A 26023-nucleotide genomic window follows, 5' to 3' on the forward strand; every position below is an offset into this window, starting at 1 on the left:
AATCGTGGGGCAGCTGATGCTGCGCATATCATCTGCGTTGCATCCGGCGATCAGCCCATCGCCGCAACACCGAACCTGTCCAACCTGGAGGTGCGCAATGCCGTCTTTCGTCGGTCAATGGCAGACCACGCGTTACTCGGGCAACGATCCCGCCAACCCTGAGCCGATCGTCCTGACGATCACCGAAGATGCCAGCCCCGACAACCTCGATGGTGCCTATGCCCGGCCTGGACAGGATGCGCGCATGTTCGGCGCGCTGGAGGGTGGCGGAGCCATGTGGCGGGCAACCATCGACGAACGGAACAGCTCGGGCGACGAGGGCTCGGCACTGTTCTTCATTTCCGCCGATGGCCAGACACTCTTCGGCGCCTGGTCCAGCCAGCAGCACAACAACGGGCCGCAGCCCTGGTTCGGCACGCGGATCTGAACTTGCGGGCACAGAGGTCTGACTGATATGGCCATCCTGATCCGGGTGGATGACCTGAGTTCGCCGGAAGTCCAGGCATTGGTGTCCGAGCACCTGGCGGGCATGCAGGGGAGCACGCCCGCCGGGCATGTGCACGCACTGGCGCTGGCAGGCCTGCGCAGTCCGGACATCAGCTTCTGGACCGCTTGGCTGGAGGGCCAGTTGTGCGGTTGTGGCGCCTTGCGTGCATTGGACGCGCACAGCGGCGAGATCAAGTCGATGCGCACCCGCGCCGCTTTCGCGCGGCGCGGTGTGGGTCAGGCCATCCTGGACGAAATCACCCGCACGGCGATCGCGCGCGGCTATCGCGATCTGTACCTGGAAACCGGCACTGGCGCCGCCTTTGCCGCCGCGCACGCGCTGTACCTGCGCAACGGATTCGCCTGGTGTGGCGCTTTCGGCGCCTTCACCGCCAGCGCGTTCAACGTGTTCATGTGCCGGTCCCTGGCATAGCGGCGTGCGCGATCATGGCGGCATCGGGCCGCGAAACACCATCGGATGGACCGCCAGCGACCACAGCGGGCGGCCGGTGCGCAGGTCATGGCCCACCACACGTGTTTCCAGGTTGATCCAACTGCCGTCCGCCTGGAGCCGCCCTTCGGCCTCGGCGCGATAGACCAGTCGCTCGCCGTTGACCACGAAGGGCGCCAGCGCGTAGCTGGACTCGAGCGCGCCGAGCGCGCGGCCGCTGCGGCGGTCGTGGATGGTCCAGCGATACCCTGCAGTGGGGCCTTCCAGGGCCACCGATGCCAGGATGGCTCCACGGTCGGCTGCGGCGAACTGTTCACCGCTGACGCCCGGCAGGCGCTCCTGCGCGCTCGCGGCTGGGCTGGCGATCGCAGGCGCTGGAACGGCCTCGCGCAGCGGTGTGGCATAGGCGCGGTCGCCGCCGAAGCTGATGTCGATGGCGCCGGATTCCACCTGGCGCGGATCGGTCCCGCCATCCTCGTTCAGCACGACGGCGCCTCGCAGCGGCCAGGACTCGTGGCGCCAGTGCAGGCGCACGCCGTCTCCGGCGTCGGCGACCTGAGCGGTGAAACTGCGATTCGGGCCGGGGATGAACTCGGCGCTGACCGTTTCCGGCAGGTCGAAGGCCACGCGGTCCAGCGCATTGCCGCTCGCCGGATCCACGATGAGCAGTATCCCCAGGCCAGGTTGTCGCGTGGAGGACAGCGCCAGCAGGCGGCCATCGACGATGGCCAGCGGGAGCATCTGCTCGCTGCTGGACCAGAGGGTGCGGCCATCGGCCAGTACCACCGCCTGCGCATGACCCGCAGGCGCGACGGCGAAGGCGAGTTCGCGGTTGCTGTCGACCACGATGCCGGGTGCCAGGCTGAGCGTGCCGGCGTCCTGGGTCATGGCTGGTTCAGCCAATGACACTCCACACGCAAGGACCGCCATCAGGCCGCGACGAGCTGCAATGGATTCCATCATGGCGAGCTCCCGGGGTTCAGTTGAGTTTCGAAGCCGTCGCGGAAAATGTTGATGACCGGAATCACGGGCGACAGCAGCCAAGCGCCGCGGCCGTGGGTGCCGGCGACCAGGACATCGTCGGTGCGGTCGTACTCCAGCTCGAACACCACTGCGTTGGGCAAGCCGGTGCCCAGCCGCTGCCAGTTGCTGTGCCCGCTGCTGGCGAAGGCGACGTACACGCCGCGGTCGCCAGCCACGACCAGGGCGTCGTCGCCACCGGGCACGAAGGCCATGGTCCGCAGAGTCCCGGGGTTGAATCCCGAGATCAGGTTGCCGGTAACGTTGCCAAAGGTGGTGCCGCTGTTGTTCGAGAAGTGCACGCTAGTGGGCGTGAGGCCGAACAGGTTGGCGGCATTGTCCGGGTCGACTTCGACATCGGCGACCGTGGCTGCGAGGCTGGCGACGGTGGTGACGGCGCCACCCGAGGTGGTGCGCCTGATCACGTTGGAGCCGCTGCCCGCGAGGATGAAGTCAGGATTGCCGGCGATGCCGTAGACCACCGGATCGCGTGTGGGATTGATGACGGAGGTCGAGATCTGCACTACGGTATCGCCGCGGTTGGCGGATTCGTAAATGCCATTGGCGGCGCCGATCAGCAGACGCGTGGCGTCCGCGTTGTTGGTGGCAATGGGTGTGTAGAACTGGGCACTCAGTGCAGGACCCGATGTCACCGTCAGCGCCGGGAACTGGGTGGCGGTCACCACGTTGGAGGCGTTGACCGTCCGTCGCCGCAGGACCTGCAGACCCTGGAAACTGGTGTATCGGGTGGACGTGGTGGCCGAAGAGCGGTCCTCTACCGCCGCGTGGCCGCCGTCGCCGGTGGACACGCTGTCGAAGATTCGCGTCGCCGTGTTGCGCTGCTCCGTGGTTCCGGTGTCCTGCGCGCCGCCGAGCGTGCGGTTGGATACCGCGTCGTAAGCGATGGAGTGGTACTCCGAGGTGGTCAGGTCGCCATTGAGCGAGACCCACGAGCCGCTAGCCAGGCGCGGATTGATGCGCTTGTAGACCCCGCCGTCATCCGTCTCCAGCAGATTGCCAGCCGCGTCGAAGGCCATGTCGCGGGAGTCGGCATGCGGCGCCGAGTTGTTCGCGGTGCCGTTGTGCGTCAGCGGCGTCCAGCGGCTGCCTGCGGGCTGGGACGCATCGCCACGGAACAATCGCCCCGAATAGTCGTTCGCGCCAATCGAGTTGGGGAAGAAGTTGCTGGAGCCGATGCCTTCGCCGAAATACGGTTGGCGATCGCCGCCGACATAGACGATGTTGCTGTTGGTTGGGTCTGCGGCGGCTGACAGGTGGGTCGCGCCCTGGGCGCCCGGGTGCGCGCCGAACACACTGCCGCCTTCCTCGGTGGTGGTCGGCACGCCGAGCGCGGTCCAGCCAGTGGCGCCGTCGGGCGAGCGGAAGACCTCCGCAAGACGTCCGTTGGACCCCACGATCACGACGAAGACTTGCGTGCTGGCACCCACCACGATCTCGGTGCGGCGCGTGCCGGTGCCGCTGTTCAGCACGGCGTCGATCGCCGTGTCCGAAACCTTGGTCCAGGTCGCGCCGGTGTCCGTGCTGCGGTAGATGCCGCGGTTGGTCGATGTCACCGCGGCATAGAAGCGGGCGTTGTTGCCTGGGTCGGCCGCCAGGTCCGAGATTGCCCCGGCGGGCAGGCCCGTGGTCGGGCCGCCCGAGATCAGGGTGAAGCCAACGCCGCTGTCCGTCGACCGGTAGATCCCCAGGTCCGTGGCCGCGAGCAGCGTGGTGCCACGACCGGCGACGCCGACGACCGAGCGCCCGGTCAGGACCCCGCCGCTCAGGACTGCCCAACTGGATCCGCCGTTGGTGGTGCGCAGCATGCCGATCCGCTCGCCACCGATGCCGCCATTGCTCGACGTGCGTGCTACCCCAGCAACCAGCGTTTGTCGGCTGGCGTCGGTCGGGTCGAACTCAAGCGCGCCGATCGACAGCGAACGCAGATCATCGGTCAGGCGCGTCCAGGTCGGCGCCGCAGCGGTGGCATTGGCGGTGCGCCAGATGCCGCCATTCACCGCACCCACATAGAGGATGTTGGCGTCGCTCGGATGGACCGCGATGGCATTCACCGCGCCGGTGACCTCACGGTTGGTTATGCCCTCCACCTGGCCGCCGTGAGAGGGTGCTGGCCCCACCTGTTGCCATGCGCCGCCCACCTGGGCCTGGAGCGGGGCGCCGACGACGACGGCAAGGATCCATGGAGTCAGCGCAAACCGGTCTCTGGCGTGCACGCCGCGAATCCTGTGCGAAGGCGACACACAATCCTAACTCCGGGGAGGCAAGAACGTGTGATGACAGCGCTGCGCCCGCGAAAACCCACCTTGTGCTCGCCGATTGCCCGTTCCTGCCTGCCGGCGGGTGGACTTGGCCGCCAGCATCTGCAGGCCAATCCTGAAGGCGCCCGACATGCGCAGAAAATCCCCTTGGCGCTGGCTGTGGATCTTTCCCGCAGCGTTGGCGCTGGTCTACCTGGCGCAATTGCCGCTGCGCCGCGCTGCGCCGACAACTGCCTTCGAGCTGATCGCGCACCGTGGCGTGCACCAGACCTTCCATTCCGAGGGTCTGACCAACGAGACCTGCACCGCCGAGCGCATCGATCCGCCGCGGCATGCCTTCCTGGAGAACACCCTGCCGTCGATGCACGCGGCCTTCGCCGCGGGAGCGGACATGATCGAGGTCGATGTGCACCGCACCGTTGATGGCGAGGTGGCGGTGTTCCACGACTGGCGTGTCGAATGCCGCACCGAGGGCGCGGGCGAGACGCGCACGCACACGCTGGCCGAGCTCAAGGCGCTCGACATCGGCCATGGCTACACCGCCGACGGCGGCCGGACCTTTCCCTTCCGCGGGCAGGGCGTCGGACTGCTGCCCAGCCTGCGCGAGGTGCTGCGCGCCTTCCCGCAGCAGCGCTTCATGCTCGACCAGAAAGACCGCTCGCAAGCCACAACCGACACATTGATCGCGGTGCTGCGGGAGGAGGGTGCGCTTGGGCGCACCTGCCTGTCCGGCACCATCGATCAGAACGCGGCCTATCGAGAGGCAGTCGGCGCGCAGGCGTGCACCATACCCGGCCGCGACGGGATCAAGCGCTGCTTGTTCGATTACCTAAAGACCGGCTGGACCGGAACGCTGCCCGGAAGTTGCGCCGGCCAGCGACTGACGCTGCCGGATTGGACCTCGATGCACCTGTTGTGGGGCTGGCCCGGCACTTTCATCGAACGCGTGCGCGCCAGCGGCGGCAGCGTGCACATCTATACGAACGATCCCGCGCGCCTGCCGGCGCTGCGCGCGCTGGGCGTTGATGGCATCCTGACGGACCGGATCGAGTTGATGCGTCCTTGAGTTGCTATGAGGGCATGAGGATGCGAGGGCACGAGGGCACGAGGGCACGAGGGCACGCAAGAGCCGATTCGAGGCTGGCCCTGACTGACGCGCGCTCTGGTGCCTACTTTCTAGCGCTTCTCCGTCGCTTCAAGACGGCAAGTGAAGGCTGATCCGGAGCGCGCCTTGGCTCTTTCGTTCCCTCGTGCCCTCATGCCCTCGTGCCCTCGTTTTCGACCGCTTTTCCTCCGCCTGCTGCGCCTCACCGCCCTCGCCGGCGGTGCGCTGCTGCTCGCATTGGCGTTGGTGCGCCTGCTGTCGCACCCGGCGCTGTCCAGCCACGCGCCGCAGTCGGTGGCGGTGCAGGACCGCCACGGGAAGCTGCTGCGGCTGACCCTGGCCAGCGACGATCGCTACCGCCTGTGGCTGCCGCTCGGCGAGATCTCGCCGCGGCTGGTCGAGGCCGTGTTGCTGCACGAGGACGCCTGGTTCCGCTGGCATCCGGGGGTGAATCCGCTGAGCCTGGTGCGCGGCGCGTGGAGCACCTATGTGTCGGGGGAGGCGCGCATCGGCGGCTCCACCCTGACGATGCAGCTGGCGCGGTTGCTGGGCCGGCTGGACACGCGTTCGCCCGCCGGCAAGCTGCGCCAGATCGGGCACGCGCTGTGGCTGGAGGCGCGCTATTCCAAGGACGAGATCCTCGAGGCCTATCTCAACCTCGCGCCCTACGGCGGCAACATCGAGGGCGTGGGTGCGGCCAGCCTGATCTACTTCGACAAGCCGGCCGGCGAGCTGACGCTGCCCGAGGCACTGACCCTGGCGGTGCTGCCGCAGGCGCCGGCGCGCCGCGGCCGGCCGGCCGCGGACGGGGCAGGGCAGGTGATCGGCCCTTCGCTGGCGGCGGCGCGTGACCGCCTGTACCAGCGCTTCCGCGAGCGCGGCGCGGCGGATGCGGCGGACGATGCGCTGATGGCGCTGCCCTTGCGGCTGCGCCCGGCGAGTGCCTTGCCCTTTGCCGCGCCGCATTATGTCGAGCGCGTGCTTGCCGAGCGCTGGCGGCGATCGCTGCCCGGGCCGCGGCTGGTCACCACGCTGGACCTGTCGCTGCAGCGGTTGGTCGAACAGCGCGTCGCCAGCCACCTCGCACGCTGGCGTAGCAAGGGCCTCGACAATGCGGTCGCGATGCTGGTCGACACCCGGGACATGGGGGTGCGCGCGCTGGTCGGGTCGGCCGACTACTTCGACCCGAAGATCGGCGGACAGGTGAACGGCGCGGCCGGCAAGCGCTCGCCCGGGTCGACCCTGAAACCCTTCATCTACGGTCTGGCGCTGGATCAGGGTGTGCTGCACCCGGCGACCGTGCTGCGCGATGTGCCAAGCGCCTTCGGCCCGTTCACGCCGGAGAACTTCGACGGGCGCTTCCTCGGGCCGGTGACCGCGACCGAGGCGCTGGTGCGCTCGCGCAATATCCCGGCCGTGCTGGTCGCGGCCCAGCTCAAGCGCCCCAGCCTGTACGACTTCCTGCGCCAGGCGGGCATCGCGCGGATGGCCAGCGCCGAGCACTACGGGCTGGCGCTGGTGCTGGGCGGCGGCGAGGTGACCATGGAGGAGCTGATCCAGCTGTATGCGCTGCTCGGCAACGATGGCCAGTGGAAGCCGCTGGCCTGGATCGATGGCACGGCGCCGCCTGAGGGCAAGCCGCTGCTCAGCGCCGAGGCCGCGTTCATCGTGCGCGACATGCTCGCGCAGAACCCGCGCCCGGACTTCGGCACCCTGGCGCAGACCGATGCGCTGCGCGTGCCGTGGAAGACCGGCACCAGCTGGGGATTCCGCGATGCCTGGAGTGCCGGGCTGGTCGGGCCCTACGTGCTGGTCGTGTGGATGGGCCATTTCGATGGCCGCGGCAACCCGGCGCTGATCGGCGTGGACGCCGCCGCACCGCTGTTCTTCAGCATCGTCGATGCGCTCGCCGCGGCGCATGAGGACCTGTCCGATCCGCCGCGGCGCTGGCCGTTGAACCTGCGGCGGGTCGAGATCTGCCGCGCGTCCGGCGATCTGCCGAACGCCTGGTGCCCCAAGCGCGGCGACACCTGGTTCATCCCGGGCGTCTCGCCGATCCGCCAGAGCCGCATCCACCGCGCGATCCAGGTCGACCGCGCGACCGGCCAGCCGGTCTGCGGCCGGCGCGACCCCGCCAGCGTGCGCACCGAGGTCTACGAGTTCTGGCCGAGCGACCTGGCCGAGGTCTACGCCCAGGCCGGCATCCCGCGGCGCAAGCCGCCCAAGGGCGCCGACTGCGCAGGCGCGGAGCACTGGCTGGGCAGCGCGCCGACCATCTCGTCGCCGCTGCGCGCCACCGCCTACGCATTGCGCCTGAGCCGCCCGGACCAGAACCAGATCGAGCTGCAGGCCAGCGCTGATGCCGACGCGGACAAGCTGTACTGGTTCGCCGGGTCAAGCTTCATCGGCGAGGCCGCACCCGGCCAGTCGCTGCCCTGGACCCCGCCGCGCCCCGGCCGCCACACCCTGCGCGTGGTCGACGATCATGGCCGCGTCGCCGAGCGCGAGGTGGAAGTGGTGGTGGAGCGCTGAGGTCCAGCGTGGTTGGCGGCCGCTTCAGGTCACGGCAGGTCGCGGCCGGATGTCGGTTGTTGGCAAAGGCTGGTGTGTCGGTAGCCCGTGGGAGCGGCTTCAGCCGCGATCTGCGCTGGCGGCTGCTGGAAAGATCGCCGACAGAGTCGGCGCTCGGCGAACACGTCGCAAGGCATTGATTGTGCAGTGTCAATTCGGAGGGCACGAGGGCAAGAGGGCAAGAGGGCACGCAAAGGCGCTCCTTCGCACAGAACCGGCTCTTGCGTGCCCTCGTGCCCTCGTGCCCTCCTGTTCGATGCGCGAACACGCGCACCGGCAGGGGCGACCGGAACTCTCACAGGTGCATCAGCGTGCAAGCTTCGCTGCCAACAACCAACAACCAACAACCAACCGACAACCGCTAACCGCCCTCAACCCACAACCCGATCTTCACACCGCCGCCGTGACCACAATCTCCACCCGCCACTCGGGTTTGGCCAGCGGTGCCTGGACGGTGGCGCGTGGTGGGCAGTGACCCTGAGCGACCCAGGCGTCCCATACGGCGTTCATCGCCGGGAAGTCGCGGATGTCCGAGAGGTAGATCTGTGCCATCAGGATCTTGGTCTTGTCGCTGCCTGCGCGCGCCAGCAGCGCATCGATGGAGGCAAGTACCTGACGCGTCTGGCCGGACACGTCGGCGCTGGCATCCTCGGCCACCTGTCCAGCCAGATGCGCGATGCCGTCGTAGACGCTCATCTCCGACATGCGCGCGCCGACATCGAAGCGCTGGATGATCTTGCTGCCCATGGAGTCTCCTGGATCGCGTGGTGGGTGCGAGCTTCGTGCGGACCAGCGCACGACTGCCGGCTCGAAGCGGTTAGGATGCATCTTCGCATTCGAGTACGGACGCAAACGATGTCAACCGTCAAGCAAACGCGAACGATCGCGCGCGAACTGCCGACGGGCGGCGCCGCACCGCCGAGGTTCACGCCGAACCACAAGCTGATACTGGCGCAGGTGGTTGCTGCGCTGATCGAGGATGGGCTGCTCGGCACCGCAGATGGAGACCGCATCCTGCTGGACGCGCGATCGGGTCAGGGGCGGCTGGATCTGCATCCACTGGTGGTGATTGCCAACCTCAAGCCGAAGGATGGGCGTGACGCGAGCAAGACGCTGACCTTGGAATCGCTGACCGAATGGCTGGCGGAACAGGCGGGCCTGCCCTACTTCAAGATCGACCCGATGAAGATCAAGATGGCCGAGGTCACCGAGGTGATCGGCCAGGCGTATGCGCAGCGTTACCGCATCCTGCCAGTGGCGGTGACGGCCGAGCAGGTGGTGTTCGCCACCAGCGAGCCGATGATCACCGGCTGGCGTCCGGACCTGACGCACATCCTGCGCAAGGACGTGCAATGCGTGGTGGCAAATCCGCTGGACGTCTCGCGCTACCTGATGGAGTTCTATGGCGTCACGCGCAGCGTGCGCAAGGCCAAGGACCAGAAGGACGGCGCGCGCGAGCTTGGCAGCAAGATCATCAACTTCGAACAACTGCTGGAACTCGGCAAGAGCGCGACACTGGGTGCCGACGACCAGCACATCGTGCAGATCGTCGACTGGCTGCTGCAGTACGCCTTCGAACAACGCGCCAGCGACATCCACCTCGAACCGCGCCGCGAGATCTCCAACGTGCGCTTCCGCATCGACGGCGTGATGCACAAGACCTTCGAACTGCCGACGCCGGTGATGGTCGGTGTGACCGCGCGCATCAAGGTGCTCGGGCGCATGGACCTGGCGGAGAAACGACGGCCACAGGATGGTCGCCTGAAGGCGCGCAGTCCTTCGGGGCGGGAAGTCGAGATGCGCCTGTCGACCATGCCCACTGCCTTCGGCGAGAAGGTCGTGATGCGCATCTTCGACCCCGACATCGTGGTCAAGGAATTCAAGCAGCTGGGCTTCTCCGAGCGCGAGGGCAAGCTGTGGGACGACATGATTTCGGCGCCGAACGGGATCGTGCTGGTCACCGGCCCGACGGGCTCGGGCAAGACCACCACGCTGTACTCGACCCTGAAGCGGCTGGCGACGCCGGAAATCAATGTCTGCACCGTCGAGGACCCGATCGAGATGATCGCGCCCGAGTTCAACCAGATGCAGGTGCAGCACAACATCGACCTGGGCTTTGCCGAAGGCGTGCGCACCTTGCTGCGCCAGGATCCGGACATCATCATGGTCGGCGAGATTCGCGACCTGGAAACCGCGCAGATGGCCATCCAGGCCGCGCTGACCGGGCATCTGGTGCTCTCCACGCTGCACACCAACGACGCGCCGAGTGCGGTCCAGCGCCTGATGGACCTGGGCGCGCCCTACTACCTGCTGCAGGGCACCATCGTCGGCATCATGGCGCAGCGTCTGGTGCGGACCCTGTGTCCGCATTGCAAGCGCATCGATGCCCAGGTGGATGAAATCAAGTGGCAGGCGCTGTGCCATCCCTGGCGCGCCGAGGTGCCCAGCCGCATCGGCGCGCCGGTGGGTTGCCTGGAGTGCCGCAAGACCGGATACCTGGGGCGCACCGGCATCTACGAGATGTTTCGCATCTCGCCGACACTGCGCAGCATGATCCACCCGAGCGTGGAACTCTCGAAGTTCGCCGAGGCCGCACGCAAGGAGGGCATGCGCCCCTTGCGCCTGTCGGCGGCGATGCATGTGGCGCGCGGCATCACGACGATCGAGGAAGTCCTCGGCGTGTTGCCTCCGATCGAGTAGCGGCGGGGATGCGGATACAGTGCACCCGCAATCTCGGACCGGCGTGGGTCAGGGTAGTGCGCAGCGCTTGACCGGCGAGGCCCCGCCCAGCCTTGCGGCAAGCACCCGCTGAGCCGCTGCGCGGCACAGCGGGCTACTGAACGCCGGGGAAGCTCTCGACGTACTTGATGGTGAAGTCGGGAAAACTGTCGACGAACTGGATCTTGAAGTCCGGGAAGCTCTCGACCATCTGCCACTTGCCGGGCTTGTCCGGGAACGACTCGACCACCTCCACATGCAGGTCGGCGAAGGAGCTGACCACCTTGACCTTGTAGTCTGGAAAGGACTCGACCACCTTGATCTTGCCGTAGATGCGCGAAAGATCGGGCTTTTCCGCGCGCGCAGCGGCAGGCATCAGGCTTGCCAGCAGTGCCAGTCCGGCGTGTTCCAGCCATTCGCGTCGATTGCTCATCGCGGCGCTCCGTGCGGGTGGACTGCGTGAAGCATGCGCGCGCCATGCCCGCACTGCGACACCTGCGGCGTGCTACTTTCTGCGCGCATTCAGGCAGACGGAATCCATCCATGTCCTTGCCCCTGGGCCTTGCGCTGCTGGCGATGGCGATGCCGCCGACCGCCCCGGCATTGCAGCCGGTGGCGGTGAGTTTCGACGCCGACAACGGGTCGGTGCCACCGCCGTATCGGCGCTCGACGTCGATCGAGATCGCAGCCGATGGGTCGGGTCGCCTGGTGCGGCTGCTCGGCTATGACCTGCAGGATCCAGCGCAGCGCTTCGAATACGCGTTCATCCTGACTGGCGATCAGCAGCAGGCCCTTGCGCGGCGACTGGAGGAGCTCGGCCTGTGGACCACACGCTGGCGCGAACGTCAGCGGGTTCCGGTAGGTGGTCCTCATGTGCGTCTGCGTTTCAGCCGTGGCGACCAGAAGATCGTGTTGCCCGCCTATCCGGTGGCGCATCAAGAAGCGGCGGTGGAAGCCCTGCGCAGCGAAGTGCGCGCACTCGTGCCGGAGGCGGCCAACGCTGCGCGACAGGCCTGGGAGCAGGACCGGGGTGATCTCGAGTGATTAGCGCAATCTGAAGCACGCCGTGCAGGGCGTGCGATTGCAGCCATTCGATTCAGCAAGACTGCCGAAGACTGCACCCGCTGCGTCCGAACAGGGCGGCCGCAGTGTCCGAAATCCCTGGCAAGGCGACGACGATGCGTATTGGGGCCTGGGTGTGCACCTCCTTGATGGTGGGAATGCTGGGATTGGGCGTAGCGGGCGAGAGCCGGGCCTACGATCACGACTACGATGAGGTCTTCACCTGCGAATCGCATGACCGCAGGCAGGAGTACTGCGATGTGGACGCGCATGGCGGCGTGGTGCTTGTGAACCAGCTCAGCCGGACCTCCTGTGTCGAGGGTCGCACCTGGGGCTGGGACGGTCGCGGGGTCTGGGTCAGTGGTGGTTGCCGCGCCGAGTTTGCGCTGGTCCGCGGCCGCGGGCGCGGGCGAGGACGTGGTTATGACCGGGGCTACGAGCGCGAGTACGACCGCGGCCTGCCCGACAGCTATCCGACCAGCGCTGGCTACGTGATCCGCTGCGAATCCCGTGACCACGGCTACAACCACTGTGCCGCGCGCGTGCGCGGCGGCGTCGAACTCCAGCGACAGCTCAGTGATTCCTATTGCGAAGAAGGCGAAACCTGGGGCTACGACCGTCGCGGCATCTGGGTGAACGGCGGGTGCCGCGCAGAGTTCGTGATCTACGAATGAAGCGGTGTTGGTTGCTGGTGTTGGTGTTGGAAGAAGCCGGCGGCGCGGGGTGCAGCGCGTGGCCAACATGCAAACTCCCATCAACGAGGTGATGGACGTGAAGCGGTGTTGGTTGTTGGTATTGGTGCTGGACGAAGCAGGTGGCGCGAGGGTGCGGCACATGACCAACACCAAAAACCCATACCAACACCGCTCCTAGCGCTTGCCGCGCACCATCACGTCGTCCGCCGACATCTTCATGTGGTACTGGAAGCGGTCAGGGCGGTAGCAGCTGATCAGGTAATCGATCGGGCGGCCGCGCTGGTCGCTGGCGATGCGGATCACCTGCAGCAAAGGATCGCCGACGCGCACTACCAGACGCTGCGCCAGGGTGGTGTCGGCCGCGACCGCGGTGATCACCTGGTCGATTTCCTTCAGGTGGATCCCGAGGCGTCGGAACAGGTCCAGGCGGCTGGCGGTCTTGAGGCCTTCAGGATCCAGTCCGGGGCCGATCGGTAGCGTCCAGCTGAGGTAATGCGCGAATGGCACGCCTTCGCGGAGGCGCAACCGGGTTGCCCGCTCGACCAGGGTGTCGGGAGAGCTGCGCAGCGCTTCGGCGACTTGTGGTGGCGGCGTGACGCGGCTGAATTCGATCAGCCTGACCTGGGTCTCGCGGCCCATCACCGCGAGGCTTTCGAGGAGGTTGTTCAGCGGCGCGCGCAGAACCTTGGGTTCGTACTTGTAGGTGACGTGGGTGCCGCGCCCGCGGTGGCGCGAGACATAGCCTTCGGCCTCCAGGTCATCCAGCGCACGCTTGACCGTGATCCGCGAAATGTTGAAGAAGAGAGCGATCTCCTTCTCCGCGGGCAGCAGCGTTCCCTGGCGCAGGTGGCCGCCTTCGATCTTGCGCTTCACCACCAGGTACAACTGGTGGTAAAGCGGCGCCGGTTGATCCGGGCGCAGGTTGGCGCGATCCTCGGCGTTGAACAGGCGCATGCGGGTTCGCTCGCAAGCCGGGAGTGGCTTTGATCGTAGCTGATTTTCGGTGGCGATCCTGACCGCGGACGGCATTGTGCTGTCCGCCTTCGTAAATTCCCCTGGTCAGTGCCTCGTACGCGGCCCCCGCCGCGCGGCGCGGAGACTGCCACCAATCGAGTGAAAAAATCCATGACTTCCGAACTGCTGGCTCCCTTCGACCGCGTGCGGGCGCTGCGCTTCGATGCGGACGGTTTCTACCTGCTCGACCAGCGGGCGCTGCCGCAGCGCAGCGACTGGCTGCCGATGGCGGACGCTGCTGCGGTCGCGGAATCGATCCGCGCGCTGATCGTGCGCGGTGCGCCGGCGATCGGCATCGCCGCCGGTTATGGCCTGGTGCTCGCCGCGCGCGCACTCGCGTCAGGGCCGCTGTCCGAGCGGGTCGCGGGATTCGCCGCGGCGGCGGGGATGCTCCGTGCGGCGCGCCCGACCGCGGTGAACCTGATGTGGGCGGTGGACCGTATGCTGGCGGCCTGCGGCGCCGATCCGCAGCCGGACGCGGTGCTCGGGCAGGCGCGCGCGATCGAGGCCGAAGACCTTGCGGCGAACTACCGCATGGCCATGACCGGCGCTGGCTACATCCAGCCGGGCAGCGGGGTGCTGACCCACTGCAACACGGGCTCGCTGGCCACTGCGGGCCTCGGTACGGCGCTTGGCGTGATCCGCGCCGCTTTTGCACAGGGCAAGCTGGCGCAGGTGCATGCGGGCGAGACCCGCCCCTGGCTGCAGGGCGCCCGGCTGACCGTGTACGAGCTGCAGCAGGATGGCATCCCCGCGAAGCTGATCGCCGACGGCGCCGGCGCCTGGCTGTTGGCGCAGGGGCACACCCACTGGGTGATCGTCGGCGCGGACCGCATCTGCGCCAACGGCGACACCGCGAACAAGATCGGCACGCTGTCGCTGGCGATCGCCGCGAAGCACTTCGGGGCGAAAGTGATGGTGGTGGCACCGACCTCCACGGTCGATTTCGCCACGCCCAGCGGCGATCGCATCCACATCGAGGAACGCGATCCGCGCGAGCTGACCGAGTACGCGGGCATCCGCGTGGCGGCGCCCGGGATCGATGCCTGGAATCCGGTCTTCGACGTGACGCCGGCGGCGCTGGTCGATGTGATCGTCACCGAGAAGGGGGCGATGGAGCGACCGGATGTGGAGCGGATGCGGGCGTTGGCCTGAGCAGGGCGCATTCGCGCCACGAACTGTTGCGTACCCTTGCCTGATTCTTGTCCGCAAAGGACGCAAAGAAGGAAAAGGACGCAAAGGACGCAAAGGACGCAAAGGACGCAAAGAGAGTAAGAGCGTCTCGGGTTGCGCAGCATTCCCATCTCCGCGCAGATCCGGCAATGGAATTGGCTCTACTTTGCGTCCTTTGCGTCTTTTGCGGACAAATGTCTTTTGCTTCATAGACATCGAACAATGTTCGGCCGCGCGCTCGCCGCCGCTACAACTCGCCGACGTCCTGCAGCGAGCGGATGCGCCGCTGCTCGGCTTCGTTGAAGTTGCGCGCGAGGTATTCGTCGAGTGCGGCCTGGCGTCGGGCGGCATCCAGCGAGGACAGGCGGGCGCGCTCGGCCTGGTAGGCGGCGATGCGCGCATCCCAGGCGGCGCGTTCGCGGTCGAGCAGCTCCATCCGTGCGGCGGCCTCCTCGCCGTAGCGCTGCACGCGCAAGCGGTGGCGCTCGTCGGCGTCGCTGGCGAGGGTCTCGATGGCCTGCGCGTCGGCCAGGTCGGACTCCACGCGCTGTTGCTCCAGCAGCGGCTGGCGCACGGCTTCCGGCAGCGCGGAGGTCAGCTCGCGCTGGCGCGCGGCGCGCTCGTCGGCGCTCAAGGTGGTGTCGTCCGCCAGATCGCGCGTGTCCAGGGTGTATTGCTGGTAGGCCTCCTCGTCGCCGAAGAAGGCGCCCGCCATCTCGCTGCCGAGATGTTGCCGGCGCAGGTCGCGCAGCATCGCCAGGCGCTCGCGCAGGGGCAGCTGTTCCAGGCGCGCGGCCGAGCCGTCGACGGCCTCGAGGTAACGCAGGTAGCGCTCGAAGACCTCCTGGGCCTGGCGCTTGCCTTCGGGCGTCGTGATCTGATCGAGGCGTGCTGCGAGCAAGGCGCGGATCTGGTCGATGGAGCGCTCGCCGATGCTGCTGAGGAAGTGGTCGAACAGCCGCCGCAGCGCAAGATCCGGCACCAGGCGGCCGCTGGCGTCCAGGGTCACCCCGCCATCGCTCTCGGTGCCTTGCAGGGAGTTCGGCAGGTCCGGAACGTCCGCCGGAAGCGCCGCCGGCGGGTCGCGGCCGGCGGTCGCCGCGGGCTCGGGTGGCGAGGGCGGTGCAGTGCCTGGGGCTGCGCCCGGCGTGGGCTGGGCCTCGCCGACCCGCGCGCCTGCATCGACGGCCGCCGGATCCCGGTCGGGAGAACGCAGGGCCAGCAGCGTGGCCAGGGCGATCGCCGCAAGCATCGTCAGGCCGAGGCGCGCATTCCTGCTCATCGTCGCGGATTCCCGGGGCGGATGCGAAAAGCCCGGCATTCGCCGGGCTCTTCGAGGACGGTTACAGTCCGGCGTTCTTCAGCCGGTTGGCCTGGGCGCGGTAGACCGAGGCCGGGCTGGAAGCGAACAGCCCACGCAGGCCGAGGATCTGGTTGACCTCGTCGAGATGGTTCCAGCCGTAGTCGTCGCGCAGGACCACGCCCCAGTGGCTGGAGCACTTGCCGACCAGGCCATCGTTCTGCTCGAAGCCGAAGAACAGGGCGCCGGCACCGAGCATCGCATCGGAGGCATCGAACACATTGGTCAGCACGCTGGTGCCGCCCATCGAGTAATAGCGCACGTTGTTGACCACGCTCGCGCCCTGGCCGCAGCTGGTCGTCGGCTTGCCCTGCGGATGGTGGCTGTTGAAAGTCGCGGCACCGGCGGAATTCAGCGATGCGAGCGCGCCGAGGGCGTTCTGCGGATCGTCATCGCCGGACAGGAACTCGATGAACATGCTGAGCGCGTTGACGAAGCCGGCCAGGATGGTCTCGAGGGCCGAGCCGGGCGCGGCGGCGGTGCGCAGGCCGTCGGCCACCTTGCTGCCGGTGTGCGGGCTGCCGACGCTGGTCATCGATGCCACCAGGTCCGGGCGCACCGAGGCGACATAGCGAGCGGTCGGGCCGCCGTGGCTGTGGCCGATCAGGTTGACCTTGGCGTGGCCGTAGGTGGCGCGCAGGTGGTCGAGGTAGCGGATCAGCTGCTCGCCGCGCACCTCGCTGTAGTTGCTCGACGAGACGTTCGCGATGTAGACCTTGGCGCCGCCGGAACGCAGTTCGGACGGCAGGCCGTAGAAGTAGTCGTAAATGCCGAACAGGCTGTCGAAGCCGAGCAACCCGTGCACCAGCACGATCGGATGGCGCGTCTTGGTGTAAGTCGATTGCGCATGGCTGGGCGCAGCCAAGGCGAGCGCCAGCAGCAGCAAGGTAGCGCGGACAAACGAACGGACCATGTTGAACCCCTCCCCCGAAAAACTGTGGATGCGCCGCCGGCGCGCCTGCTCCCCAGCAGGCAGGTGAAGACTATACGGTAGCGTATGGAGTAAGCAATGGGTCAGCTTTGATTCATCTTTGTCAGTTTGTGACGCGATGGACCCATGCGCGGCGACGCACGACTGTCACCTGACCTGGAAAAAGCGCAGCCCGGCCTCCGCCGAGTGCAGCCAGCCGAGCGGCAGGCAGGTGATCGCCAGCAGGCCGAGGACGTAGTGCGAGGCCAGGATCGGCAGCCAGCTGCGGTGGCGGTGGTAACTGGCGATCCAGCGCCCGCCGATCAGCCAGGTCAGGCACATCAGGGTGAAGTTCGGCGCGTGTGCGAGCGCGAACAGGGCGGTCGCCAGGGTGGCGCCGTGCGCGCCGGCCAGCCGCCGCGACTGCGGAAGCAGGAAACCGAGCAAGAGCGCCTGCTGCAGCAGCACGAAGGGGATGTACAGGGTGACCCGCTCCAGGCCGGGTGCTTGCCAGTGTCCCAGCCCTCCTGCGATCAGCAGCAAGGCGAGCGCAGCGGGCAGCGAGTATCCCGCGACCGCGCGCCAAGCGGCCGCCGTGCCGGCCCACTGAGAACCTCCGACGCGCAGCCCGGACAGCTGGAAGGCGAGAGCAACGCTGAGCCAGGTCAGCGCGGTGGGCGAGGGCTGCTCAGCCAGACCCAGGCCCAAGGTCAGCGCCAGCAGCGGCGCGTGTCCAAGCAGCAGTTCGATGGCAGCGTCGCCGCGACGATGCGTGCGACGGCGCAGGCGCCAGGCCAGCGCCAGCCCCGCGTAAACCGCCACACTGATCCAACCGGGCGACCAGCCGTCGGGCACCTGTGCCGACGCGGTCGACCCGGCATCCGGCACGCCGCGCCACGCCGGCCAGAACAGCACTTCGGCGTCCAGCGCGCGCAAGCGCTCGCGCAGTTCGAGGCTGCGTTCTGGTGTGGCACTGCCGACATCGAGCAGCACGCCGAGGCGGGCTGGCCGGTCGATGCCACCGCCGTCGAGCATCTGCTGGGCGGTCCCGGTGTCGACCCACTCGATCGCTGCCGTGGGCCTGCCCGATGGGGCTTCGAGGAAGCGCAGATGGTCCAGGGCGACCTCGAGACCCGGTGCGCCGGACAAGTACAAGCGGAACTCGCCGACGCGGCCGCTGGTGCCGCCCCAGTGCCCCCGTTGGCCACCGGAATGGGCTACCCAGTCCAGATCCGACAGTTGTGCATGCAACACGTTCCACCCTGGCGCCAGCTCGAGCCGCTGGGTCCATTGCCGTAACTGGCCAGGCTCATCGAAGATCAGCGACAGCGTGGCTCGGGCGCTGACTTCTAGGCGCAGGTGCAGTGCCCGGAAGCGCCGTGCATCCAGCGCGAGGCCGCGCAGATTCAGGCGCACATTGCCGCGTCCGTCGGGCAGCCGCGCGCGCACCACGCCGGGTTCCTCGGGCAGCATCGAGGCGTTGTCGATGGCGCCGCCGATCAGGTCGCGGGCGCGGTCGAATTCGAAGCCCAGTCGGCTTTCACCGCGCGCTGCGCGCGCAATTTCGGCGCTGCCTTGCGCCATCAGGAAGTGATCCAGCGCGCATTGGGCGATCAGCCAGGCGGCCGCCGCAAACAGCAGCGCGCCGAGCAGGTGCCGCATCAGCGCGCGGCCTGGGCAGCGTGCAGGCGGTCGGCCTTTGCGGCGCAGATAAAGTCGTTCAGCGACAACCCGCCGACGTCGTGGGTGTTGAAATGCACCACGCAGCGGCCATAACCCACCTCCAGGTCGGGATGGTGGTCCTCGGCCTCGGCGATGTCGGCAAGTGCGTTGACGAAGGCGACCGCGGCAAGAAAATCGGCGAACTTGTAGTGCCGCGAGATCGAATTGCCGTCGCTGCGCAGGGTCCAATGAGGCAGTTCGGAGAGCAAGCGCTGCACCTCCGGATGCGGCAGGCGGTGCGCCTCTCCGCGACGTGGTACGCAATGCTGGTCGGACAAAGGCGTCATCGGCACACTCCGGAGTGGGTTCATTCCCTCGCTGGCATGATACAGAGCAGGCAACCAGAGACCTTCGCCCCCATGATCGAACTCGGTGACAGCGCACGCGAATACTTCAGCAAGCTGATCGCGCAGCAGGGTGTGCCTGACCTCGGCATCCGCCTGCTGGCGATCAAGCCCGGAACCCCGGCGGGCGACTGCCGGCTGGAATTCTGCGAGGCGGCGATGCGCGCGATGACGACTACGTGATCGACTGCGCCGATTTCTCGATCTACGTCGACGCCGCCAGCGCGCCATGGCTGGACAACGTCAGCATCAGCTACGAGCAGCAGCGCGGCGGCGGCCAGTTGACCATCCGCGCGCCCAAGCTGAAAGGCCAGTTGCCCGGCGCCGAGGCCAGCCTGGTCGAGCGCGTGCGTTATGTGCTCGACACCGAGATCAACCCCGGCGTCGCTGGCCACGGCGGGCGCGTGAGCCTGGTCGAGGTCACCGCCGACGGCGAAGTGGTGCTGCAATTCGGCGGTGGCTGCCACGGCTGCGGCCAGGTCAGCGCCACCCTGCAGCACGGCGTGCTCAAGACCCTGCGCGAACGCATCCCCGAGGTCACCGCCGTGCGCGACGTCACCGACCACGCCAGCGGCAAGAATCCGTATTTCCGCAAGGGGTGACGGGCGGGTGTGGGTTGTTGGTGGGTTGGTGGCCGGTTGTGGTGGTGGTTGCGGGCAGCGGGGGAGGGCTTCAGCCGCGATCATTTGCTGGCGGCCGATGGGAAAGATGGCCGACAGAGTCGGCTCCCAAAGGCGTCGCGGATTGCGAGTTTCGCTGCCCACAACCCACAACCCACAACCCACAACCCACAACCCACAACCCACAACCCACAACCAGCCCACAACCTACCGCTGCCGCCTGGGTCCCGGATACACGATCACCGGCCCCGGCAGCCACGGCCAGATGCCGAGGAACGGATCCTGGTGGATGCGGATGTCCTCGATGGCAGGACGTTCGGGCCACAGGAACAGGGTGTCGACGCGCAGCTGCGGCATGTCGTAGCTGTACTCGCCGATCTGCCGCTGTGCACGTGCTTCGACCCGTCCGGTCACGGTGACCTCGCGCCCCGGGACAAACACGGCCGGATCGAGGAAACCGGACTTGCACGCACGGAAGCGGCCGATGTCGGCGTCGAGGTCGCGCGGGCGGGCGCGGGCGTCGAGGGGCATGCCGAGTACCTCCAGACAAGTTTCGTTGGCTGCGGGCAGCACATCGATCACGCGGCCGCCCCAGCGCAGATTGCCCGCAGGCTGGTCGGCGGCTTCCGGGGCGATCTCGGCGAATTCGCCGCGCAGCGGTTGCGGTGCGGTGGCGCAGCCGGCGAGCAGGGTCAGGCCGAGCGCGGAGGCGAGAGTCTTGCGATTCATGGCGGTTGCCGTCGGGATCCCGTACTTGCTCAATCCTAGCGCGGCTGGCTGCGCGATGCCGTGCGGAAAGCCTGAACCGCTTGGCGAAGCTGTGGCAAAGACTGGTCACCGGCGACGCCATAGCGCGAGGCTTCGTAGGCGGCGACCACTCGGGCGATCTGATTCGCCAGAGCCGGCAGCGCCCGTGACGCGCGCCGCCCCAGGTCGCCCGCGCCTTCGGCATGCCCCGCGCTGATGCCGTGACGGTTCAACTCGCGAACGAAGCGGCGGTAAAGGCCCAGCGCCGGATCGCCGGGCTGGCGCCGACGCTGCAGCCAGAAAATGCCTGCGGTCAGTGCACCGAACAGAGCCAGGCCGCCGCCGATCCAGGCGGCCATGTGGCGCCAGTCGGAAGGATCGAAGCCCAGTGCGGCGAACAGGCTCTGCTGGCGCAGGCTGTCGAAACGCACCATGTTGCGGTTCCACCAGGCCTGTACGGCATCCGCCCGGTCGCGCAGCGCGCGCAGCCACTCGGAGGTCACCGAAGGTATCCACCATCGATGCCGTTCCGGACCGATTGACGCGGTCCGGTGCGATGGCGCTGGTCGGGTCGATCCGGACCCAGGCATTGCCGCCGATCAGGATCTCGGCCCAGGCATGCGCATCGGAATTGCGGACCACCCAGTAATTGCCGATCAGGTTGTAAGGCCCCGCCAGGTAGCCGGTGACCACCCGCGCGGGGACGCCCGCGCTGCGCATCAGCACCACGAATGCCGCTGCGTAATGCTCGCAAAAGCCTTCGCGGGTCTCGAACAGGAATTCGTCCATGCGATGCGCGCCCACCAGTGGCGGCGGGCTCAGGGTGTAGGCGAAACCTTCGCTGCGGATGTGTGCGAGCGCGCGGTTGGCCAGTGCCGTCGGATTGTCGCCAAGCTCGCTGCGCCATCCTGCGCCGAGTTCGCGCGTGCGCGGATTCAGCCGGTCCGGCAACTGCAGGCCGAGCTGGCGCTGCAGCGAGGGGAAGGCGTCGAGCGGCACCGGCTGGTCCAGGCGCGACGCAGCGTCAAACACGTAGAGCGTACTCACCCGCTGGCTGCGGGTCTGACGGTGCCCTCCAGCGAACGGCTGGCATCGGCGGGAAAACCGGTCGCGAAGTCGAGGGTATGCAGCCAGCGGCGGTCGGTCGGTTCGAGCATGACCTGATAACGCACATCGCCGGGCGCGCCCGGCTGTGGCCCGATCTCGCGGCCGGTGGGGTCGTTGGGATTGGCCAGGCGCGGCTCGATTCGCCAGGTCTGGCCATCGAAGCTCCACAGCACCGGGCCGCGCCAGTACATCGAGCGCTTCGCCGGCGAGCCGTCGGGAAAGCTGACACGGAACACCGGGGTGTCGTCGGCGATCAGTTCGCTGATGCTGCCTGGACTCATGGTGTCCGACAGGCCGGTGCGCGACTCCCACTGGTTCTCGCGGGTGCCCCAAAGCGGCTCCGACAGGCGCGGCACCGAGAGGAACAGGAACAAGGTCAAGGGCAGCACCACCGCCAGCAACAGCAGGAACTCGCGGCCGAGCGAGCCCAACTGCTGCGCCAGCCCGCCCCGGGTGCCCGGGGGCGCGGCAATCTCGTTCAGCGCCAGGAACACCAGCAGGGTCGGCAGCACCATGTACAGCGTGACGCCGATTCCCTCGTTGAACAGGAACTGCACGCTGACCAGGAACAACGAGACAGTCATGATCAACAGGCCGTCGCGGCGACGCTCGGATTCGATGAGCTTGAGGGCACTCAGGCCGACGAGTGCCGCGGTTCCTGCCTGTCGTGCAAACGGATTGCCGAACTCGACCACCACCAGGCCGAGCACCATCATCAGCAGCGGCAGCTTGATCCACGCCGGCCAGGCGCGCGCATAGGCGCGCCGCTGCAGCCAGCGCGCCAGCACGATGGCGACCAGCGTTGCCGAGTACCAGCCAGGCAGCCACAACAGGTGTGCCGCCAGCGTCGCAGCGAAGGCCGCCAGCATCCAGTCGAACTGGCGCGGTTCAAGGACCGGGGAGCGCATGCAGGGCAAGTGCCTTGAGTGCGCGCAGTCGGTGCGCGGGTCCGAGGTCCGGGCCCAGCGCAAGACCAGGCAGCATCAACCGATAGCGGATGCCGGCGCGTTCGGCTTCGAGCACCCAGCGGGTCAGGCGCGACAGCCGCTCCTCGAGTCCCAGGCCCTGGATCCGGGTCAGGTCGAATATGGTTTCGCGCGCCTGCGGCGCCTCCAGTTGCCGCACCAGCAGCTCACCGGTGCGCGCGCTGGCCTTCCATGCCACCATCCGCAGCGGATCGCCCGGCTGGTACTCGCGCAGCGAGCGCAAGTCCTCATCGCCAGGATCGGCGCCGCCGACGCGGCCGTGATCCGGGGTTTTCGGCAGCGGCGCAGGCGGATTCTCGGCGCGCGGATACACCAGCACGCGCAGGTCCGAATGCAGCCAGCTCCAGGCGTAGAAGAGGCCGAATGGCCAGGTGGTCGAAATGCGCACCGGCTCCGGCGCATACCAGCCGCGGATGGCGGTGGGCAACGCGAACTCGACCTGGGTGGTGCTGCCGGGCGCGATCTCCACGTGGCGCTGCTCGCCGTCGAGCGACAGGTCACGGCGAAGCGCGTGCGCGCGTCCTCGGCGCGCAGATGGAAACTGAGGTGCAGCGGATCGCCGGCGTGCACCGGATCGGCGCTGATCTGGACCAGGCTCAGGCGGTCCAGGTTGCGGAAGGTCTGCAGCATCGAGATTGCGCCCAGGCTGACCGCCAGCAGCCCGAACAGCAGCGCGCCATTGTTGTTGTAGTTCAGCGCGCCGGCGAGGATCGCCAGCATCATTGCCGCAAAGAACAGTCCGAAGCCGCTCGGCACGATGTAAACCCGGCGCTGGTTCAGCGTGATCGGCAGGCGCTCGTTGCGATGCCGCCGGGTCAGGTTGGGCAGGCGCCGGTCGAGCTCGCGCCAGGCCCGCTCGCGCCAGCCAGGGCGGGGCGCGCTGCTGCTTGCGAAGCGGCCCGGCGCAGCCATCGGTGCGCTCAGGGGATCGCCACCTGGGCGAGCACATCGCGCGCCACCGAGGTGCCGTCGCCGCTGGCGTCGGCGTTCAGCAGCAAGCGGTGGCGCGCCACGGCGACGAACACCGCCTGCAGGTCCTCGGGCAGCACATGGGTGCGACCGGCGAGCAGCGCGTGCGCGCGCGCCGCGCGCAGGAGTGCGATGCCGGCGCGCGGCGAGAGCCCGATGCGCACGCGGCGGTCGCTGCGGGTGGCGGCGATCAGCGCGTAGGCATAGTCGATCGCGGCCGGGCTTGCGTGCAGCGCGAGTGCCGCGTCGCGCAGTTGCGCCAGGCGCTCGCCGCTGAGCAAGGGCTTCAGGTCGCCGATCAGCGCGCGGCGCTCGCGCGCGCCGAGTAGCGCCTTTTCCGCCCGCTCGTCCGGATAGCCCAGGTTGAGCGAGAACATGAAGCGGTCGAGTTGCGACTCGGGCAGCGGGAAGGTGCCGCTCTGCTCCAGCGGGTTCTGCGTGGCGATCACCACGAAGGGCTCCGGCAGCCGGTGGCTGACGCCGTCCACCGTCACCTGCTGCTCGGCCATCGCTTCCAGCAGGGCGCTCTGCAACTTGGGCGTGGCGCGGTTGATCTCGTCCGCCAGCAGCATCTGCGCAAAGATCGGCCCGGGGTGGAAGTCGAAACGGCGCCGCTCGGGATCGAACACCGACACGCCGATCAGGTCGGCCGGCAGCAGGTCGGAGGTGAACTGGACGCGGCCGAACTTCAAGTCGAAGGCGGCTGCCAGCGCCTGCGCCAGGGTGGTCTTGCCCACGCCCGGCAGATCTTCCAGCAGCAAGTGACCGCCGGCCAGCAGGCACACCAGCGCCAGCCGGACCTCGTGCGCCTTGCCCAGCACCACCGCGTTGACCTGGGTCTCGGCGGCGTGCAGCGGGGCGATCAGGTCCTTGGCTTGCGCGGCGGCGTCGGCGGGCATCGGTGGCTCCAGCAGGTTCAGGGTAGGACGATGCCGGCCGCGTCGAGCATCCGACACAACGCGATCAGCGGCAAGCCGATCAGGGCGCTCGGATCCTCGCTGCGGATCGCTTCGAACAAGGCGATTCCGCGGCCCTCGACCTTGAAGCCACCAGCGCAGTCGAAGGCCGGTTCCGCGGCCACGTAGCGCGCAATCGCCCCGGCGGACAGCACGCGCATCGTGCACACGGTCAGGTCGAGGTGCACGCCGGCATTCCCGGTCACGGCATCGAGTATTGCGAGCGCAGTGTGAAAGCGAAGTTCCCGGCCGCTGCAGGACATCAGCTGCGCCTGCTGCGCATCGGCACTGCCGGGCTTGCCGAGCGCGCGGCCGGCGCATTCGGCGACCTGGTCGCTGCCGATCACCAGTGCGTCGGGATAATGCGGCGCGACCGCGCGGGCCTTGGCCAGCGCCAGGCGGGTGGCGGTGTCGCGCGGCAGTTCGCCTGCCAGCGGCGGACTCGTCGATCTCCGGCGTGCGGCACTCCACCGCCAGGCCCAGCCGCACGAGCTGTTCGCGGCGGTAGCGCGATCCGGACGCCAGGACCACCCGGCGCGGCGGCATCAGTGCAGCGTCGGCGGCTTGGGCTCGCTGCCGCCGATGCCGTAGGCGCTCGCGATCAGCGCCGACACCGGATGCGACTCCGACGAGGCCGCCGCGAGTTCCTCGCCGGCCGCCTCCAGCTTGTCCATGTTTTCCGCCAGGGTGCGGCGCGAGCGTTCCATGTCTTCGCGCGTGCGCTTGAGCTGCGACAAGGGTGCGGTGTCGCCGTGGTCGCGCAGCCACAGGCGCTGCTGCAGCAGATCGCGCAGGGCCTTCTGTACCAGGGGGTCGAGGTTCAGCGAGGCGAGCGCCTGGCTGGTGATGGTGCTGGGCAGGGTGGACACCCAGCGGTGCATCGTCTGCATGCGCTCGCGGCAGGCGTGCAACTCGCGTTCGAGCGCGTCGGCGCTGTCCATGATGCGGTGCAGATGGTCCTGGCGCCGGCGCAGTTGCAGCAATCGCCACAGCAGCCAGACGACCACCAGCGTGGCCAAGGTCAGCGCGACGATCAGGCTCTTCAACAACATGCGGGGCTTCCGTCGATCGACTGGCCGATTATGCAGCCTGCCTCGGACGACGTTGAGGAATCGTCGAGGCGGTCGCAATCCGGAAACCTGGCGAGCTCTGAACGAAAACCGGCCAGCAGATTGACACTGGCGGCGGACCCGCCTACGATTCCGCGGCTATGCATGCGCCATTGCCCGAGCGGATAGATGTCGAACGCGCGGTGGCGACCGGGCGTGTGTATGCCGGCAGCGTTCCGCTGTCGGCGATGCCGCGCCTGACCAGCCTGCTGGCGGACGATCGCGGCGAGGTGAGGTACCAGTTGCAGTTCGGTCGCAACGCGATCCACCAGAAGATGGTGGAGATGCACGCGGATACCGCCCTGCCGCTGATCTGCCAGGCCTCGCTCGAGCGCTTCGAGCTGCCGGTGCAGGTGCAGGCGCGGCTCGGTTTCGTCCGCGACGAGGCCGACGAGGCGGGACTGCCGGAAGGGTATGAGGCGGCGCTGACGGATGAGGGATTCGTCGACCCGCTGGCGCTGATCGAGGACGAGTTGATTTTGGCGGTGCCGGTGATTCCACGGAATCCCGATGTCGCAACGATGGAACCGGCGCCCGCGCCGGAGCTTGAGGCAGACGCAGAGCGGCCGAATCCATTCGCGGCGCTGGCGGGTCTGAAGCGCAAGTAGTACCCAGGGAC

At 68.1% G+C, this 26023-nt stretch carries 24 protein-coding genes and 2 pseudogenes; 10 read left to right on the forward strand and 16 right to left on the reverse strand.

All coding sequences use genetic code 11. The annotated features are described in order from the left end of the window. Window positions 1-97: 97 nt before the first annotated feature. Both IPK27_10300 and IPK27_10305 read left to right on the forward strand, forming a co-directional pair. Window positions 98-427: a hypothetical protein gene (locus IPK27_10300; protein ID MBK8067993.1), complete on the forward strand. Its 330-nt coding sequence runs from the start codon at window positions 98-100 to the stop codon at window positions 425-427. 27 nt (window positions 428-454) lie between these two features. Then, window positions 455-919, forward strand: coding sequence for a GNAT family N-acetyltransferase (locus IPK27_10305; GenBank protein MBK8067994.1), 465 nt, complete (start codon window positions 455-457; stop codon window positions 917-919). A gap of 12 nt (window positions 920-931) precedes the next feature. On the opposite strand, the gene IPK27_10310 is transcribed toward IPK27_10305, so the two are convergent. Together IPK27_10310 and IPK27_10315 are read right to left on the reverse strand one after the other, a co-directional pair. Next, window positions 932-1825, reverse strand: a complete 894-nt coding sequence (locus IPK27_10310) for a hypothetical protein (GenBank protein MBK8067995.1) — start codon at window positions 1823-1825, stop codon at window positions 932-934. A 71-nt stretch (window positions 1826-1896) separates the two neighbouring features. Further along, window positions 1897-4191, reverse strand: a complete 2295-nt coding sequence (locus IPK27_10315; GenBank protein ID MBK8067996.1) for an RTX toxin — start codon at window positions 4189-4191, stop codon at window positions 1897-1899. Window positions 4192-4366: 175 nt separating this feature from the next. On the opposite strand from IPK27_10315, the gene IPK27_10320 reads away from it, so the two are divergent. Both IPK27_10320 and pbpC read left to right on the forward strand, forming a co-directional pair. Next, window positions 4367-5302 (forward strand): glycerophosphodiester phosphodiesterase, encoded by a 936-nt coding sequence (locus IPK27_10320; protein MBK8067997.1) that lies wholly within the window; start codon window positions 4367-4369, stop codon window positions 5300-5302. 192 nt (window positions 5303-5494) lie between these two features. Then, window positions 5495-7873 carry a penicillin-binding protein 1C gene (gene pbpC, locus IPK27_10325; protein ID MBK8067998.1) on the forward strand — a complete coding sequence of 793 codons (2379 nt, stop codon included), beginning with the start codon at window positions 5495-5497 and terminating at the stop codon, window positions 7871-7873. A gap of 429 nt (window positions 7874-8302) precedes the next feature. Here the strand turns inward: pbpC and IPK27_10330 are convergent, their stop codons facing one another. Continuing rightward, on the reverse strand, window positions 8303-8647 hold the full coding sequence (locus IPK27_10330; protein ID MBK8067999.1) for a RidA family protein: 345 nt from the start codon (window positions 8645-8647) through the stop codon (window positions 8303-8305). A gap of 120 nt (window positions 8648-8767) precedes the next feature. On the opposite strand from IPK27_10330, the gene IPK27_10335 reads away from it, so the two are divergent. Further along, window positions 8768-10612, forward strand: a complete 1845-nt coding sequence (locus IPK27_10335) for a type II/IV secretion system protein (protein ID MBK8068000.1) — start codon at window positions 8768-8770, stop codon at window positions 10610-10612. A gap of 133 nt (window positions 10613-10745) precedes the next feature. Here the strand turns inward: IPK27_10335 and IPK27_10340 are convergent, their stop codons facing one another. Further along, window positions 10746-11006, reverse strand: a complete 261-nt coding sequence (locus tag IPK27_10340; protein MBK8068001.1) for a hypothetical protein — start codon at window positions 11004-11006, stop codon at window positions 10746-10748. A 167-nt stretch (window positions 11007-11173) separates the two neighbouring features. Here IPK27_10340 and IPK27_10345 point away from each other — a divergent pair, with 167 nt between their 5' ends. Further along, window positions 11174-11674, forward strand: coding sequence for a hypothetical protein (locus IPK27_10345; protein ID MBK8068002.1), 501 nt, complete (start codon window positions 11174-11176; stop codon window positions 11672-11674). A gap of 104 nt (window positions 11675-11778) precedes the next feature. Then, the gene (locus tag IPK27_10350) at window positions 11779-12366 is read left to right on the forward strand and encodes a DUF3011 domain-containing protein (protein ID MBK8068003.1); all 588 of its coding nucleotides are present in this window, start codon (window positions 11779-11781) and stop codon (window positions 12364-12366) included. Between the two features lie 195 nt (window positions 12367-12561). Here the strand turns inward: IPK27_10350 and IPK27_10355 are convergent, their stop codons facing one another. Beyond that, window positions 12562-13341, reverse strand: a complete 780-nt coding sequence (locus tag IPK27_10355; GenBank protein MBK8068004.1) for a GntR family transcriptional regulator — start codon at window positions 13339-13341, stop codon at window positions 12562-12564. Between the two features lie 171 nt (window positions 13342-13512). On the opposite strand from IPK27_10355, the gene mtnA reads away from it, so the two are divergent. After that, window positions 13513-14556: an S-methyl-5-thioribose-1-phosphate isomerase gene (gene mtnA / locus IPK27_10360; GenBank protein ID MBK8068005.1), complete on the forward strand. Its 1044-nt coding sequence runs from the start codon at window positions 13513-13515 to the stop codon at window positions 14554-14556. Between the two features lie 265 nt (window positions 14557-14821). Here the strand turns inward: mtnA and IPK27_10365 are convergent, their stop codons facing one another. The 4 genes from IPK27_10365 to IPK27_10380 form a co-directional block, all read right to left on the reverse strand. After that, a complete protein-coding gene (locus tag IPK27_10365; protein ID MBK8068006.1) occupies window positions 14822-15856 on the reverse strand; it encodes a hypothetical protein in 1035 nt (344 codons plus the stop codon). Window positions 15857-15917: 61 nt separating this feature from the next. Then, complete coding sequence (locus IPK27_10370) at window positions 15918-16847, reverse strand: triacylglycerol lipase (protein ID MBK8068007.1); 930 nt, start codon at window positions 16845-16847, stop codon at window positions 15918-15920. A gap of 165 nt (window positions 16848-17012) precedes the next feature. Then, window positions 17013-18506, reverse strand: coding sequence for a hypothetical protein (locus IPK27_10375; protein MBK8068008.1), 1494 nt, complete (start codon window positions 18504-18506; stop codon window positions 17013-17015). Continuing rightward, window positions 18506-18853 carry a 4a-hydroxytetrahydrobiopterin dehydratase gene (locus IPK27_10380; GenBank protein ID MBK8068009.1) on the reverse strand — a complete coding sequence of 116 codons (348 nt, stop codon included), beginning with the start codon at window positions 18851-18853 and terminating at the stop codon, window positions 18506-18508. Before IPK27_10380 ends, IPK27_10375 begins: the two co-directional genes overlap by 1 nt. Before the next feature lie 72 nt (window positions 18854-18925). Between IPK27_10380 and IPK27_10385 the strand changes: the two are divergent. Next, window positions 18926-19512: pseudogene (locus IPK27_10385) on the forward strand (NfuA family Fe-S biogenesis protein). Between the two features lie 225 nt (window positions 19513-19737). On the opposite strand, the gene IPK27_10390 reads toward IPK27_10385, so the two are convergent. The 7 genes and pseudogenes from IPK27_10390 to IPK27_10420 form a co-directional block, all read right to left on the reverse strand. Then, window positions 19738-20259: a Slp/YeaY family lipoprotein gene (locus IPK27_10390; protein ID MBK8068010.1), complete on the reverse strand. Its 522-nt coding sequence runs from the start codon at window positions 20257-20259 to the stop codon at window positions 19738-19740. Between the two features lie 105 nt (window positions 20260-20364). Next, the gene (locus tag IPK27_10395) at window positions 20365-21324 is read right to left on the reverse strand and encodes a transglutaminase domain-containing protein (protein MBK8068011.1); all 960 of its coding nucleotides are present in this window, start codon (window positions 21322-21324) and stop codon (window positions 20365-20367) included. Beyond that, entirely contained in the window at window positions 21321-22292 is a 972-nt protein-coding gene (locus IPK27_10400) for a DUF3488 domain-containing protein (GenBank protein ID MBK8068012.1), read from the reverse strand. The genes IPK27_10395 and IPK27_10400 overlap by 4 nt, the downstream gene beginning before the upstream one ends. Then, window positions 22273-22839, reverse strand: a complete 567-nt coding sequence (locus IPK27_10405) for a DUF58 domain-containing protein (GenBank protein ID MBK8068013.1) — start codon at window positions 22837-22839, stop codon at window positions 22273-22275. Before IPK27_10405 ends, IPK27_10400 begins: the two co-directional genes overlap by 20 nt. A gap of 451 nt (window positions 22840-23290) precedes the next feature. Continuing rightward, on the reverse strand, window positions 23291-24238 hold the full coding sequence (locus tag IPK27_10410; protein ID MBK8068014.1) for an AAA family ATPase: 948 nt from the start codon (window positions 24236-24238) through the stop codon (window positions 23291-23293). A 17-nt stretch (window positions 24239-24255) separates the two neighbouring features. Then, window positions 24256-24841 (reverse strand): annotated as a pseudogene (gene maf, locus IPK27_10415) (septum formation protein Maf). Beyond that, window positions 24841-25347 (reverse strand): hypothetical protein, encoded by a 507-nt coding sequence (locus IPK27_10420; GenBank protein MBK8068015.1) that lies wholly within the window; start codon window positions 25345-25347, stop codon window positions 24841-24843. The pseudogene maf and the gene IPK27_10420 overlap by 1 nt, the downstream one beginning before the upstream one ends. Window positions 25348-25505: 158 nt before the next feature. Between IPK27_10420 and IPK27_10425 the strand changes: the two genes are divergently transcribed. Then, window positions 25506-26012: a DUF177 domain-containing protein gene (locus tag IPK27_10425; GenBank protein ID MBK8068016.1), complete on the forward strand. Its 507-nt coding sequence runs from the start codon at window positions 25506-25508 to the stop codon at window positions 26010-26012. Window positions 26013-26023 lie beyond the last annotated feature (11 nt).

The organism is Rhodanobacteraceae bacterium, assembly GCA_016713135.1.
In the GTDB taxonomy this organism is placed as follows: Bacteria; Pseudomonadota; Gammaproteobacteria; order Xanthomonadales; family SZUA-5; genus JADKFD01.